The organism is Bacteroides luhongzhouii (assembly GCF_009193295.2).
GTDB classification, from domain to species: domain Bacteria; phylum Bacteroidota; class Bacteroidia; order Bacteroidales; family Bacteroidaceae; genus Bacteroides; species Bacteroides luhongzhouii.
The window spans coordinates 4840326-4855781 of the sequence record NZ_CP059973.1; the positions used below are offsets into that span (position 1 = coordinate 4840326).

At 38.7% G+C, this 15456-nt stretch carries 13 protein-coding genes and 1 pseudogene; 4 read left to right on the forward strand and 10 right to left on the reverse strand.

Features of this window, described 5'->3' with window-relative positions:
* Positions 1 to 64 precede the first annotated feature (64 nt).
* Positions 65 to 1411, reverse strand: coding sequence for a lipopolysaccharide biosynthesis protein (locus GD631_RS18355; RefSeq protein WP_143260623.1), 1347 nt, complete (start codon positions 1409 to 1411; stop codon positions 65 to 67).
* A gap of 104 nt (positions 1412 to 1515) precedes the next feature.
* Entirely contained in the window at positions 1516 to 2520 is a 1005-nt protein-coding gene (locus GD631_RS18360) for a glycosyltransferase family 10 domain-containing protein (protein WP_143260626.1), read from the reverse strand.
* Between the two features lie 334 nt (positions 2521 to 2854).
* On the opposite strand from GD631_RS18360, the gene GD631_RS18365 reads away from it, so the two are divergent.
* From GD631_RS18365 to mobV, 3 genes and pseudogenes are all read left to right on the forward strand, one after another.
* Positions 2855 to 4087 (forward strand): site-specific integrase, encoded by a 1233-nt coding sequence (locus GD631_RS18365; RefSeq protein WP_004293706.1) that lies wholly within the window; start codon positions 2855 to 2857, stop codon positions 4085 to 4087.
* Between the two features lie 17 nt (positions 4088 to 4104).
* Positions 4105 to 4499: pseudogene (locus GD631_RS18370) on the forward strand (hypothetical protein).
* A gap of 592 nt (positions 4500 to 5091) precedes the next feature.
* Positions 5092 to 6459, forward strand: a complete 1368-nt coding sequence (gene mobV, locus GD631_RS18375; RefSeq protein WP_185911506.1) for a MobV family relaxase — start codon at positions 5092 to 5094, stop codon at positions 6457 to 6459.
* A 197-nt stretch (positions 6460 to 6656) separates the two neighbouring features.
* Here mobV and erm(F) read toward each other — a convergent pair whose 3' ends face one another.
* Positions 6657 to 7457: a 23S rRNA (adenine(2058)-N(6))-methyltransferase Erm(F) gene (erm(F), locus tag GD631_RS18380; RefSeq protein WP_004295323.1), complete on the reverse strand. Its 801-nt coding sequence runs from the start codon at positions 7455 to 7457 to the stop codon at positions 6657 to 6659.
* A 245-nt stretch (positions 7458 to 7702) separates the two neighbouring features.
* Between erm(F) and GD631_RS18385 the strand changes: the two genes are divergently transcribed.
* Positions 7703 to 8428 carry a toxin-antitoxin system YwqK family antitoxin gene (locus GD631_RS18385; protein WP_004293712.1) on the forward strand — a complete coding sequence of 242 codons (726 nt, stop codon included), beginning with the start codon at positions 7703 to 7705 and terminating at the stop codon, positions 8426 to 8428.
* Positions 8429 to 8638: 210 nt separating this feature from the next.
* On the opposite strand, the gene GD631_RS18390 is transcribed toward GD631_RS18385, so the two are convergent.
* From GD631_RS18390 to rfbH, 7 genes are all read right to left on the reverse strand, one after another.
* On the reverse strand, positions 8639 to 9466 hold the full coding sequence (locus tag GD631_RS18390) for a glycosyltransferase family 2 protein (RefSeq protein WP_223225962.1): 828 nt from the start codon (positions 9464 to 9466) through the stop codon (positions 8639 to 8641).
* Positions 9467 to 9608: 142 nt separating this feature from the next.
* Positions 9609 to 10508: a transketolase family protein gene (locus tag GD631_RS18395; RefSeq protein ID WP_143258775.1), complete on the reverse strand. Its 900-nt coding sequence runs from the start codon at positions 10506 to 10508 to the stop codon at positions 9609 to 9611.
* Positions 10505 to 11311: a transketolase gene (locus GD631_RS18400; RefSeq protein WP_143258776.1), complete on the reverse strand. Its 807-nt coding sequence runs from the start codon at positions 11309 to 11311 to the stop codon at positions 10505 to 10507. Before GD631_RS18400 ends, GD631_RS18395 begins: the two co-directional genes overlap by 4 nt.
* Entirely contained in the window at positions 11298 to 12224 is a 927-nt protein-coding gene (locus GD631_RS18405) for an NAD-dependent epimerase/dehydratase family protein (RefSeq protein ID WP_143258777.1), read from the reverse strand. Before GD631_RS18405 ends, GD631_RS18400 begins: the two co-directional genes overlap by 14 nt.
* Positions 12221 to 13300 (reverse strand): CDP-glucose 4,6-dehydratase, encoded by a 1080-nt coding sequence (gene rfbG, locus GD631_RS18410; RefSeq protein ID WP_143258778.1) that lies wholly within the window; start codon positions 13298 to 13300, stop codon positions 12221 to 12223. Before rfbG ends, GD631_RS18405 begins: the two co-directional genes overlap by 4 nt.
* Before the next feature lie 3 nt (positions 13301 to 13303).
* Complete coding sequence (gene rfbF / locus GD631_RS18415; RefSeq protein ID WP_143258779.1) at positions 13304 to 14083, reverse strand: glucose-1-phosphate cytidylyltransferase; 780 nt, start codon at positions 14081 to 14083, stop codon at positions 13304 to 13306.
* A 6-nt stretch (positions 14084 to 14089) separates the two neighbouring features.
* Complete coding sequence (rfbH, locus tag GD631_RS18420) at positions 14090 to 15436, reverse strand: lipopolysaccharide biosynthesis protein RfbH (protein WP_143258780.1); 1347 nt, start codon at positions 15434 to 15436, stop codon at positions 14090 to 14092.
* Positions 15437 to 15456 lie beyond the last annotated feature (20 nt).

Consider the following 15456-nt stretch of genomic DNA (forward strand, 5'->3'; position numbering starts at 1 on the left):
TTAGTTTAATATTTTCCTATAAACACATAAACATTACTTCACTACAATAGAAGTAATTTAAACATTACAGTTCTTCCTTATTTAGTGAACACGAATTTTCTATATTCTTCCTATTATTGATTATTTTCCTTAAATCCCAATACGCCAAAACAATAAACAATCCCCACATAAATATTAGATTTAAAATCATTAGTTCAATCCCATACTGCTGAACTAGCCACGGTATTACTATAAGAACGTAAACAAACATAATAGAATATCCATAAATGATTGTATTCAACTTATTTGTTGCATTTTGTAATAATGAAACATTATCAAAAACAATTCTTATTGAAAACAAGATTCCGACTAATATAAACATAGAAACATTCGACTTAAACTCATTCCCAGCAATAAATTTCATAAAAAAATCCCCTAAAACAGAAACAATAATTACGACAAAAGAAAAAAAAGTAATTGTAATACATACAGACTTTTTTAGCAAACTCCAACACCAATCATAATTACGTTTTTGAAAAGCAGAAGCAAGTTCACTCCATAGTGGATTAAATGCACTCTGATATATACCACCAAAAAATGAAAAGATTTTCTGCACTACATTTATATTAGCGGCTACCCCCAACCCTACCATAGAGCCTGCATAAATAGTTAACACATTCTGTAGAAAGCTACTAAAAAGCTGTATACTTAAAAATTTAACACCTATAGTTAACATTTCTCTTATCTTATGATAACAATCCCACCAATTAAAAGAATAAGTAAACCATTTCCGCTTATAAATAAAGTAGAGTGTACCCAATAATGAAATCAATAAATTAGATGTAAAATAAGCAACAGCAACAGATGTAATATGAATTTTGTTAATAGACAAACATAAAACAATCATAAATGCAACAATTGATCTCACCGAATTTACTATAGAATATAGTTTTGATTCCCCAAATGAAAAAAATAAAGGAATCCCCATACCAAATGGTATATTGAAAAGAAAGATAAACTGTATTATCAGAAATATAGCTCTTCCTTGTTGCCTCAAAGATTCATTATCCGTTTTAAATAAATGTTCAAATGGAATATAACTTGATATGAATAATAAAATAATAGACAATAAGATGGCCAAACACATAAAAAAAATCAAAGCTGAATAGAAGTACTGTTTAGAAACAGCAAGACCTTTAGAACCATTCAAGACTTCTCGACTTATTATATTTCGCAAAACATTAACAATACCAAAATCACCTGTTACAATTACAGCAGCAATAGATGTAATACTTGCCCAAAGTCCAAATTCTTCTTGTTTATAAAAATTCAACAAAACAAATATAAGCAGAAACTGTAAAACACTACCAATAATGGAAGATGCCACTACCCAAGAAACACCTTTAAATAAATTATTATATCTACTATACATGAAAAATGTAAATATCTTATTCGAACGCATTTTTTAAGTTCTCCTTTCTACTTTTTTGCCTAATAGTAGGACTTCAAGCTATAAACCCTCTCCTATTCACTAATTTATAACACAATATTCAATCGCCAAGCTATTTTCTGAATGACTTTATCTTTTATTGAATACTGCATAGGAGAAACTATTTCATTACAACGTTCTTTTTTATAAGAAGAAAATTGTTCCATATTCTCTATAATATTCGATATAATACAAAACATATTATAGTTATTCAGAACTAAATTTCTTGATTCAATAATTGAATTTACAGAATTCTCATATTTTGAAGATAAAAGAATCGCTTTCAATTGATGAACAGCTACTTTAAAATTATTTATATCAATAGTATCCATTGAATCATTTGAAAAATATTCATTTATATTCGTACATCCATAATAAATAGGATAACATCCTGCTAAGAAACAGTCTGCTAATTTCTCCGTCCAATAATTAGGATATGAACAATTTTCTATTACGATAGAATATTTATAACGTGAGAGAATATCCCATTTATCGGATATTGATTTATAGCCATTCCCATATACATCTACTAAATTTGGATACTCTTTCAAAATACGTTCCACAAAACGCACCCTATCTCGGTGTCCTTTTGTAAATGTTTTATTGGAAGTTATTAAACAAATCTTATTTAAACGAGAATGTAGATTTCCATTTTTCTGAAAATCAACATAAGTTAAGTATTTATTGCTATTACATTGGTGTGTATTTTTACCCAAATGACATCCAACCATCCAAGGTAATAATGGAATAGATAATTTCACCGAATCATTACCTACTTTCTTTTGATGACAACCATATACCCGCCCAAACTGTTTTAGAAATTTGCCATTATAAGTTTTCACATAAGGGGGCTCTCCTAAAAAAATGATTCTTTTGGTCTTAGAAAGAGTGGTTTGGATTTTCTCCTTTAAACTATCAATTACAACAATATAGTCATAATCATCCACTTCCGAAAAAACAAATTCACAATTTCCCCACACCGTTTTAGCAGGATTCGGAAATTGTCTTTGCACTGGAATATAAAAAAGACTAGGAATATAAACTTTTATCATTTTGTATACAACTTCAACAAACGTAAAATATATTTAGGAAAAAAATTAAAAAGAGAGTATTTATAAAATAAACACATAGCGAAAAAGTAAATTTGGGTAAAACGTAGCGAATTAGCTGATACAGCGTTCGTTACGCTTTGTTTTTCTATGGGACAGAGCCAACGAAATACCACCTCGAAGCCAAACAGCGCAGAAGTTCAGTTACCACCTCATTACCCCCGTAACGGGTGTGAATTTCTTGCTAAATGGTTCTGTTTCTGCGATTTGCGTAATTTTGCATAGCAGTCGGTAACTCACTAATAACTAATTTTGTAACCAAAAAAAGGAGTGAGTTATGCGTAGTACATTCAAGGTATTATTTTACGTGAAGAAAGGCAGCGAGAAGCCGAACGGCAACCTGCCTTTAATGTGCCGTATCACGGTGGACGGCGAGATTAAACAGTTCAGTTGCAAGATGGACGTTCCCCCACGGCTGTGGGACGTGAAGAACAACCGTGCTTCGGGCAAGAGCGTCGAAGCGCAGAGAATCAACCTTGCGGTAGATAAAATCCGTGTGGAAGTAAACCGCCGCTATCAAGAGTTAATGCAGACGGACGGTTATGTTACCGCCGCCAAACTCAAAGACGCCTATCTCGGTATCGGCGTCAAGCAGGAAACTTTGCTGAAGCTGTTCGAGCAGCACAACGCCGAGTTCGAGAAGAAAGTCGGGCACAGCAGGGCGCAGGGTACATTTACCCGTTATCGGACGGTCTGCAACCATATTCGGGAGTTCCTGCCCCATACCTACAAGCGTGAGGATATTCCATTAAAGGAACTCAACCTCACGTTCATCAACGACTTCGAGTATTTTCTGCGCACGGAGAAGAAATGCCGCACCAATACCGTGTGGGGCTACATGATTGTGTTGAAACACATCGTTTCCATAGCGAGGAACGACGGGCGTTTGCCCTTTAATCCCTTTGCGGGATATATCAACTCTCCCGAAAGCGTGGACAGGGGCTACCTCACCCAAACGGAGATACAGACGCTCATGAACGCACCGATGAAGAACGCCACCCACGAGCTTGTACGGGACTTGTTCGTCTTTTCTGTTTTCACGGGTTTGGCGTATTCGGACGTGAAGAACCTCACCGCCGACCGCCTGCAAACATTCTTCGACGGCAACCTGTGGATAATCACCCGAAGAAAGAAGACCAACACCGAATCGAACATCCGCCTTTTGGACGTTCCCAAGCGTATCATCGAGAAGTACAAGGGGCTGGCAAGGGACGGTCATGTTTTCCCCGTTCCGAACAACGGCAGTTGTAACAAGATACTCAAAGATATAGGCAGACAATGCGGCTTCAAGGTACGCTTGACCTACCATGTCGCACGCCACACGAACGCCACGACCGTACTTCTGTCGCACGGCGTACCCATCGAAACGGTGAGCCGCCTTTTGGGGCACACGAACATAAAGACCACCCAAATTTACGCCAAAATCACCGCCCAGAAGATAAGCCAAGACATGGAAACCTTGTCGCACAAGTTGGAAGATATGGAGAAGAATATCTGCCGAGCCATCTAATTAAGAACAGAATACCGATGAAAGAAGAAAGGAACATTATCACGATGGACGGGCAGGGCAATATCTCCCTGCCGAGCGATATAGGCGCAACCGCCATGACCGAGCGGGAAATCTGCGAACTGTTCGGGGTTATCGCCCCGACGGTTAGGGCAGGGATAAAGGCACTCTCTGCAAAAGCGGAGTTTTATCTATATATGACATAAAGCACATTATCCGCCTATCGGACAAATACAGCGCGGAGGTTTACAACCTCGAAACGATAGCCGCCCTCGCTTTCCGTGTCGAATCGTTCGGGGCGGCGAAAGTCCGCAGGGCATTATTAGAGAGGATTATACACGGGCGAAAAGAGAAAACGACGGTATTCGTGTCGGTTGTTTCGGACGGCAAGCCCAACAGCCGTTGGAAAGCATGATGATATACCAACATACCAACATGCAAACGTACCAGCATACCAGCATGCAAACATGCAAACCTATCACTATGGTGATATATATTGCAGGGTCTATTTCTCTTTTCAGAGGAAAGCGGAGCAATCGTTTTCGTTTACAAAGGCAAAGCAAGCACGGGGCTTTACGTCGGCTAAAAGGTCAGGCGGCTGCGCCGTTTCCCAATAAATCTTCCTCTCGCTTCGCTGCGAGCGTATTTATCGGGAAAACCTTGTATCCGACCGCCCCGTGCAAAAGAGCCTTTGAAAACGGAAACGACCGCCCCGCCACCCACCGACCGAAAGGAAAAAAATAAGGTGGGGTTACGGGCAAGCAGGCGGCAGGGACAGCCATAGCCGAAAGGCAGACGGGCAGGCAGACGGCACGCCGCAGGGTATTTACGGAGAAAATACCGTAGCTTATTAGGGAATTTTCCGAGCCGCAATACTACGTATCGCTGAAAATTCCCCAATAAGGCAAGGGGTAAGCCCCTCTGCACACCCCATCGGGGACGGCATTTGCCGCCCCGAAGATACGAAAAATCATTGTTTCACAAGTCAAGGAAGAAAGGAAAAATATATGGGTTTCGTAGTTTTACACATGGAAAAGGCGCACGGCAGCGACAGCGGAACGACCGCACATATCGAGCGTTTCATCATACCGAAGAACGCCGACCCCACACGCACGCACGCAAACCGCAGGCTTATCGAATACCCCGACGGGATAAAAGACCGTTCGGCGGCTATACAGCAGAGATTAGAAGAAGCGGGGCTGACACGCAAAATCGGAAGCAACCAAGTACGGGCAATCCGCATCAACGTATCGGGAACGCACGAGGACATGAAGCGGATAGAGGAAGAGGGGCGTTTGGACGAGTGGTGCGCCGACAATCTGAAATACTTCGCCGACACGTTCGGAAAGGAGAACATCGTGGCGGCTCACCTGCACAGGGACGAGGAAACGCCGCACATACACGTTACACTCGTCCCCATCGTCAAGGGAGAGCGCAAGCGCAGGAAAAGGGAGGAACAGACGAAGAAGCGATACCGCAAGAAGCCGACCGACACCGTGAGGCTGTGCGCAGACGATATTATGACACGGCTGAAATTGAAGTCCTACCAAGATACCTATGCCGTGGCGATGGCGAAATACGGGCTGCAAAGGGGCATAGACGGCTCGAAAGCTCGCCACAAGTCCACGCAGCAGTATTATCGGGATATACAGAAACTCTCCGACGACCTCAAAGCGGAAGTGGTGGATTTGCAGCAGCAGAAAGAAACGGCACAGGAGGAACTAAGACGGGCGAAAAAAGAAATACAGACCGAGAAGCTGAAAGGGGCGGCAACCACCGCAGCCGCCAACATCGCCGAGAGCGTCGGTTCTCTTTTCGGCAGTAACAAGGTCAAGACGCTGGAAAGGGAGAACACCGCCCTGCATAAGGAGGTAGCCGACCACGAGGAAACCATCGAAGCCCTGCAAGATAGGATACAGACCATGCAGGCAGACCACAGCAGGGAGATACGGGAAATGCAGCAAAAGCACGGCAGGGAGATAGCCGACAAGGACACAAGGCACAAGCAGGAAATATCGTTTCTGAAAACGGTAATCGCAAGGGCGGCAGCATGGTTTCCCTATTTCCGTGAAATGCTCCGTATCGAAAACCTCTGCCGCCTTGTCGGGTTCGATGAAAGGCAGACCGCAACGCTCGTCAAGGGAAAGCCGTTGGAGTATGCAGGGGAACTCTACTCGGAGGAACACGGACGGAAATTCACGACCGAAAGGGCAGGTTTCCAAGTGCTGAAAGACCCCACGGACGGGACTAAATTGGTTCTTGCCATCGACCGAAAGCCCATTGCCGAGTGGTTCAAGGAACAGTTCGAGAAGTTAAGGCAGAACATACGCCGACCTATACAACCGCAAAGGAAAGGCAAGGGATTCAAGCTATAAATGTTAAATCCTGCCCGATTTGCCGAAAAAAGTGCGGTACGCTGTTCGTGGTGTACTGCACTTTTTTTATATTTGTTCGCAAGGTGATATACTTGAAGAAAATAACAGCCGATTTCGCTGTTAGCACAATGTTATGCGGCAGCTTAAAAGACGACACCAAACCAGAAAAATCATCTTGACAACCACCCGACTTTGAACTACGAAGGATGAAATTTTTCAGGGACAACTTCCAGCATTTCCAAAAAACAGTTTACCCATTGACTTGGAGACAAACAAACAATTTGAGCATTAAGGTTTAAACCGAATTTTTCCGAAATTGACCTGACCTGACTTTTCCTGAAAATCGACTTTAAAGCTGTTTTTACAGATAAATCAGGTTTCTCTAACAGACAGGAAATAAATGCTAAGTATTTGGCTTTAAACTTAAAATCAAAAAATAACTGTTTTCTTTTAATGTTTAACAGGGCTGATTTGACAGTTGGCGGTGGAAAGAAACTTTCAGGACCTACCTCATAGACAAGTTTCAAATCAAAAAAAGTATGATAGAAAACGGTATATGGATTGTAAAGCTTCCTCGAAAATAACTTTTGTGTAGGTTCTAACTGAAGGACAATGGAACCTCCCAGAAAATTTCCAAGACTCTCAAACATCAGGATTTTGAAAATATCGGAAGTAATGCCATAAGGAATATTTGACACCACTTTGAAAGGAAATTTCGGAACTGCAAAATTCCTAAAATCACAACCGACAACTTGAACATTTCGGGCATCAGAAAATAATTTTCGTAAATGTTCAACCAAAGCTGTGTCGTTTTCAATAGCAACAACATTGTTGGCGATTTTTAATAAATGAACAGTAAGAAACCCCTTGCCTGCCCCAATATCTAAAACCGTATCCTGATTACTTATATTTGCTTGTCTTATTGCATCTTTTATTAGCACTTTATCAATAGTAAAGTGCTGACCCGTAAAACGAACGGGCAATTTCTTTTTTGTCATTAGTAACTTCTTACAGGTGAATACTTGACTGCAAATTTAGTAACTTTGCATGAAAAATTAACGAGAAAGAAGAGAAAATGAAAACCGACCGCATAACATCACCTATACGCAAGCAGGGGTTTCGTGCTTCGTAGGACAGTTAAGTGGTAAATTTAAAGTTCAGTTCTTCGTAGGAAGTTCAGTGGTTAAAATCCCTGCCTGCGTATAGCTGAGAACCGTTATCAACCTCGAAAAGCAAAAATACAATGAATAGAATATTAACACTATACCTCTTTTTGCTATTGTGTGGCACGGCTTCCGCACAACAAATAGTAAAATGGGACGATTTACAGACTATAACGGATAACGCACGGCGCACGGTCTATTATGAAAAAGGCAGTAAACAGCCGTTGCAGGGAGAATATCGCATTATACGAGGGCTTGACGAGGAGCGTGTTAAACTTTCCGACGGCATAATAAACGGTGATTATCTCCGCTATCGTGATGGGGTACTGCGTGAATCGGGCATATATGCCAAAGGAAAGCGCAACGGCATATTCACGGAGTATTACCAAGATGGCGTTACTCCCCGAAAAGAAACACCCATGCAGCAAGGCAAGATAGACGGAACTGTAAAGACCTATTTTCGTAACGGCAAAATAGAAATCGAAAAGGAGTATAGGCAGAGTGTGGAGAGCGGACGGGAACGCCGCTTTGACAGCAAGACGGGTGAGCAGATTTTTGAATCTCATTATATAGACGGCAAAAAAGAGGGTGAGGAATGGGAAATATTCGAGGATGGGCGCACGCTTCGCAGCAGGACTACACGACACTACCGTAACGGAAAACTTGACGGCTTTTATCGTGTGGAATCGACACGGGACGGAAAACCCTATATAACCATCGAGGGGCAATACACCGACGGCGAGAAATCGGGACGTTGGAAACAGTACAACGCCACCGATGACACAACCCATGAATGGGATGAATGATTTTCTTTTTTCGCAAGTTGATTTTATAAAATTGCCACCGAAAGTTCGTACTTTCGGAAAAAGATGTTATATTTGCAAATGAAAGAGTTATTTGACAGCATAGCAACGCAAAACGCTGAAATTCGCACAGTTGCTAAATCGTTACTTCTATTTCTCAAATAATTCGCTAAAAGTTTATTTCTCAATCGGTTAAGTCAAACCGAGAAAAATCTAAAATAAAAAAAGTGCTTTTTTCCTATATGGAATATCTCCGGTCTTCAATTGCAAATCACGCAAATAATTATAAATATTGAAAATCCTCATGTTTAACAATATGCTCTTGTCTTCTACTTGAGTTGATAAGAATTTTATTAAAGACAAATATTGAAAAAACTCATGATGTTGACTATCCTGACTTGAAGATATAAAATAATACATATAACATTGAGGCAAATATACCACCCCTCCTTTATTTGCAATTGTAGAAATAAAGGAGCAATCACAATATTTCCCCCCTCTCAGCCAATCCATTTTACTTCCAATAATTTTTGATTTCCTATACATAAAGGAAGGGAATGGAGCAGTATTACCCATAGCGTATTGTTTTACAACACTCTCACTATCCTCCATTATTTGTATATTTTTAGAGATAAACATTTTCTTCTTTGTATTCTTCCCATTAATATTAAAATATGCGTTGCACCCCACTGCACTGAATGAATCATGAGTCGATAAATATTCATATAGTACACTCACCATATTAGGCAACATCTCATCATCATCATGAAATAACATAAAATATTCATGGGTATTAGTTGCTAATATATAATTTAAATGAGCATTAGCTGATGAACATTCTTTTCCTCTTCTTATATAATTTATTCTTGCATCGCTTCTTATGAGGTCTTTTAATAATTCAGTAGTAGTATCATTATCCGAATTATCGGATACAACTATCTTTAAATTAGAAAAATCTTGTTTTCTAACAGAATTTAAAGATCGTAATATATCATTTGGTCTATTGTGCGTTAGAATATACACACAAACATCTTTATTCATACTATAATTGAAAGCTTATAAATATTTCCCACTCAAATTCAATTATTTCCACTGCTACATTATTTTTCATCACAGTAAATCACTATTTATCCAACAAAGAAGGCTATTTTCACACTACTGATTACAACTAAATACACAATTCTTAAAATAACCGTAATCCTGCTTTCTCTCTTAAATAATCTTGTGAACCTGATATTGAATAGAATTTATCATCTATTGCTATCCGTTTTATTCTAGGATATATAGGAAGTACACCATAAGCATATAAATCACTAATCTGTTCAATAATTGCAGACCCAATACCACAACTTTTTTGATGTTCTTCCAAAACGATTATTTCAGAATACTGCTCTGCTATTTCTTTTATTTGTTTTACATTTAAAGGCTTTACAAAAGGTACGCTATAAATATCTGATTTAATATTTTCAACAATCATATATTTTACTGCATAATCTAATATAGAACCACTAGCAAGCAGAACTTTTTTTTCACTATTAATCTTTATTGGAAGAAGATCTCCTATTTGCAAATTCGTTATATTTTCCTTATGAACAATTGCTTCACCCGCTTTCCCAAGTCTCAGATACATCGGTCCATTATAGTTTGCAGAAATCGTAGTTACCGATTCTGCTTCAACAGGGTCGCAAGGAGAACATATAACCATATTAGGAATTGTTCGCATCATACCAAGCTCTTCAGTCGCATGATGTGAAGCACCGAGCGAACCATAGGCATAACCTGCACCAACCGATACAATTTTTACACTTAAACTGTGATATGCTACATCATAACGAATCTGCTCCATACAACGAAGAGTGGGAAAGTTCCCTATAGAATAAACATAAACATTATACCCTTCCTTCGCCAATCCAGCAGCAACACCAATCATATTCTGTTCTGCTATACCTATATTTAAAAAACGCTTTGGAAACAGATTAGCAAAATCTTCGACTACACTAAAGCCTAAATCCCCAACAACAAGAAATATTTTGTCATTCTTTTTAGCTTCTTCTACCAATTGTTTTATAAATGCAGTTCTCATCCTTCTATTTCCTTTATAGCTTGATTATATTGTTTTTCATCCGGAGATTTATAATGCCACAACAATTCATTTTCCATAAATGAAACTCCTTTACCTTTTATTGTATCAGCTATTATCGCAGTTGGTTTCCCAAAAAATGCTTCCGCTTGGATGAAAGCTCTACGAATAGCTTCATGATTATGACCATCTATTTGAATAACATTCCAATTGAATGCCTCCAACTTACTTTTAAAAGGTTCCAAATTTAAAACCTCATTGGTTGCACCCAAACTTTGAATCTTATTATAGTCAATAATTAAACACAAGTTATCCAGTTCTAAATGTGAAGCCAACAGTAAAGCTTCCCAATTTGAACCTTCATCCATTTCTCCATCTCCAACAATTACATAAGTACGATACTTCTGTCCTCTTCGCTTCGCAGCTAAAGCAATTCCGCACGCAATTGGCAAACCATGTCCAAGGCTACCAGCAGAAATTTCTATTCCTGGTATATAATGGCTTGTATGGGATAATAGACGACTTCCATTTTTCCCATAATCGTCCAGTTCCTCCATAGAAAAGAAACCACATAATGCTAATGTAGAATAGAAAGAGACACAAGCATGACCTTTTGAAAGTATAAACCGATCTCTTTCTTCCCAAGAAGGATTAGAAACATCATATTTTAATATCGTACTATATAACACAGATAATAAATCTACCATTGATAAAGCCCCACCAATATGAGATGCTTTTGCTTGGTAAACCATACGTAGTGAACACTTACGTATTTCTTTTGATAACGTAATACTATCTTTTATCATTATAAATAGCCTTATAATATTCTATCGTTTGAATTAATTTACTAGAAAAATCAGAAACTTCAAAGTCTCCAAACGCTTTTCGAGTCTTCAAATTAACAGAGCCATTAATCATTGACTGATTTTTACGATAAGGGAGAGCTCCAAAATTTAAACAAAATTCAGGTCTCAAATATTCTTTTATATGAACTAAAATACTTTTTAGGGAACGCAAATTATCAGAAGCAATATGATAAATCCCATTTTCTGCATTTCCTTTAACTGCATACAGTATCACATTTGTTACATCCTTAATATATAAATAAGAATACTTCTGTTCACCAGCAGTTAAATCCATATGATCTTGATCAGTAGACATCATATTTTTGATGACAGCAGGTATTAACCAGTTCTCTGCTTCTCTCTCACCAAAACAAGAGAACAATCTAAACCAATACCAAGTTATATTATTTTCTTCACAGAAAGTTTTTACTATTTGTTGTGCTGCCAATTTTACAACCCCATATGCTGTATTAGGATCAGCTATGTAATTTTCATCAACACACCCATCAAAAGTCCCATATTCTGCTTGAGAACCAATTCCTATAAATACTTTTACTTCTAACCGCTTTGCTAAATCTAGTAAGCGCTGTTGATAACATAAATTATCGAGTTGATGTTTCCATGAGTTCCGCTCACCTGCTGAAACACCATTCCAAGCAGAATTTATTATTACATTAGGACGAAAAGACAAAACATCCAATTCAAAAGCATCTGAATCACTATTAGTCCATTTAACTTTATTTTCTAAAGAAGCACATCTCCATAAATCTGATTTTGTTCTTTTTGCTAACAATAGTTCATGGCCATGTGTAGATAAAGTTTCAGCAATATGAGAGCCCAAAAAGCCTGTTGCTCCCGTTAACAATATTTTCATTTCAATAAATAGTTGATTATTTGATTCACACAAACATCATAGACTTCTTCTTTACGATAACTTTTGTACCAATCGACTGTCAGAGATACAGTCTGATCAAGGTTCATTCGCGGCTGCCATCCTAACAAAAATTGGGCTTTGGAAATATCCAACATCAGTAATCTCGCCTCATGCAAAACATTTTGATCAGACAAATCTCTTAAATCTCCGCTTCCATATTCTTCCACAACTTTAGCAGCAATATCCCAAACAGTAGAAATAGATTCTGTTCTTGGACCAAAATTCCATCCTTCACAGTATTTGGTAGGTTCATACCACATCTTACTAACCAATAACATATAACCACTTAATGGTTCCAATACATGTTGCCAAGGACGAATAGCTTCCGGATTACGAATCTCAATAGGTATATTTGATTCTAAAGCACGGATACAATCGGGAATAATTCTATCTAAAGCCCAATCACCACCACCAATCACATTACCTGCACGAACACTGGCTATACTTTTACCATGCTTTTCATATTGCTCTGGATTAAAGAAAGAACGCCTCCAAGAAGCAATAGCTATTTCGGCCGCTCCCTTACTACTGGAATATGGGTCGTAACCACCCATCGGTTCATTCTCACGATATCCCCAAATTTGCTCTTTGTTTTCATAACATTTATCGGTAGTTATCATGACACCTACCTTTACGCTATCCGTTATCCGTATAGCTTCCAATATGCTAATCGTCCCCATTACATTCGTTTCGTACGTTTCAACGGGAATTTCATAACTTAAACGTACTAGAGGTTGGGCAGCCAAGTGAAAAACAATTTCGGGTTGATATTCCTGAAAAATATCTTTCATTCGCTGACTATCACGAATATCAGCACGCAGGTCAGCTTTTATTTTTCCTCCTATTCCGGACAACACATAATTATCTTTATCTGTAGCCGGATCTTTAGCCACCCCGATCACTTCCGCTCCCAATTCATGGAGCCAGATAGAAAGCCAGCTACCTTTAAAGCCTGTGTGTCCGGTTACAAGAACACGCTTTCCTCTATAGAAATTTTTAAATATATCTATATCCATTATTTACCAAACTTTCCAGGGAGCTATCCCCTTATCCCACATTTCATTGAGTTCCACATTATCACGGAGTGTATCCATCGGCTTCCAAAACCCTGTATGACGATAAGCATGCATTTTACCATCTTTCGCCAAGTCTTCAAGAGGCTTACGCTCAAAAACAATAGTATCATCACACGCAGGAATATATTCAAAGACTTTAGGTTCGCAAACAAAATAACCGGCATTCACCCAATTACGATCACCATCCGGTTTTTCTTGAAAGGAAAGTACCTTGTTATTATTCAAATCTATTTGCAAAGCTCCGAATTTGCCTCCGGGCTTGTAAGCCGTTAATGAGATGTCACAACCTGATAATTCATGTTCCTTAATGCTCTCTGCTATATTTATATCCGCCACCCCATCGCCATAAGTAAGAACAAAGCGTTCCTCACCAATATATTTCTGTACTCGTTTCAGACGCCCTCCTGTTTGGGTATTCAAGCCGGTATCAACCATAGTCACTTTCCAATTTTCAGAGTGATTATCAAGTATTTCAACACTGTTATTGGACAGGTCGACTGTGAGGTCGCTATTATGACGAAAATAATTAGCGAAATATTCTTTTATAACATATTGTTTATAACCGCAACAGATAACAAATTCATTAATTCCATAATGACTATAAGTCTTCATAATATGCCAAAGAATAGGCTTTCCACCTATTTCAACCATCGGTTTGGGAATAAGATTGGTAGCCTCACTCAAACGGGTTCCAAAACCTCCTGCGAAAATGACTGCTTTCATTATTCTCTACGCTTTACGGGATGTAACAAATTCCTTGATTGTGGAAATCATATATTGGAGCATTTCTTCAGTCATACCCGGGTAAACTCCAATCCAGAAAGTATTATTCAATATAAAATCTGTACCTTTCAAATCACCAACAACACGATAACCTTCACCGTTTTGTCGCATTTCATTAAAAGCCGGATGTTTCAACAGGTTTCCTGCAAAAAGATTACGGGTTTGTATTCTCTTGCTCTCCAAATATTCAGATAATTCATTACGGGTGAACCCTGCATCTTCTTTCACTGAAATAAGAAAACCAAACCAGCTAGGATTAGAGTTCTTTTGAGGTTCAGGAAGTATTAGTCCTTCCGTATCATTCAGACCGTCAAGTAAAGTCTGGAAATTCTTTCTACGAGCCAATACTATACTGTCCAACTTATCCAATTGGGCGCAACCAATAGCCGCTTGCATATCGGTTAGCTTTAAATTATAACCGAAATGAGAATAAACATATTTATGATCATAACCTACAGGTAACTCACCAAATTGTTTACTGAAACGATACTTGCAAGTATTATCTACACCACCTACACACCAGCAATCACGCCCCCAATCACGGAAAGAATTGGTTATCTTATTGAGCAATGGATCATTTGTGTACACAGCACCACCCTCACCCATTGTCATGTGATGTGGTGGGTAAAAACTGCTAGTACCAATATGACCGATAGTCCCTGTCTTTCTCGTTTCACCATTAATGGTATATTCTGCCCCCAAGGCATCACAGTTATCTTCAACTAACCAAAGATGATGACGATCACAAAAATCTTTTACCGACTGTAAATCGAAAGGATTACCCAACGAATGAGCAATCATGACAGCTTTGGTTTTATCAGAATAAGCAGTTTCCAGTTGAGTTATATCTATATTATACTCCGGAATCGTTACATCTACAAATACTGGAATCGCACCATACTGAATGATAGGCGTTACAGTAGTTGGAAATCCACAAGCTACTGTTATAACCTCATCACCTTTTTTTATACGACGCTCCCCCAATAGTGGAGAAGTCAATGTCATAAATGCTAATAAATTTGCAGAAGACCCGGAATTTGTCAGCGAACAATATTTAACCCCCAACCAGTCTGCAAAACGTTTCTCGAATTTATGAGCCCAAGGTCCTGCTGTAAGCCAGAAGTCCAAAGAGGAATCAATCAAATTAACGAGTTCTTCAGCATCAAAAAAGCGACCACCATAATTTACAAAACTTTTCCCTGGTTCAAAAACTTTGGAGTCCCGATGAACCTCATTATAATATTCACGAGATAACTGAAGAATTTGTTGCTTCAGGGTTTCTTTTTTATTCATAAGCAGATATATTTAGTAAT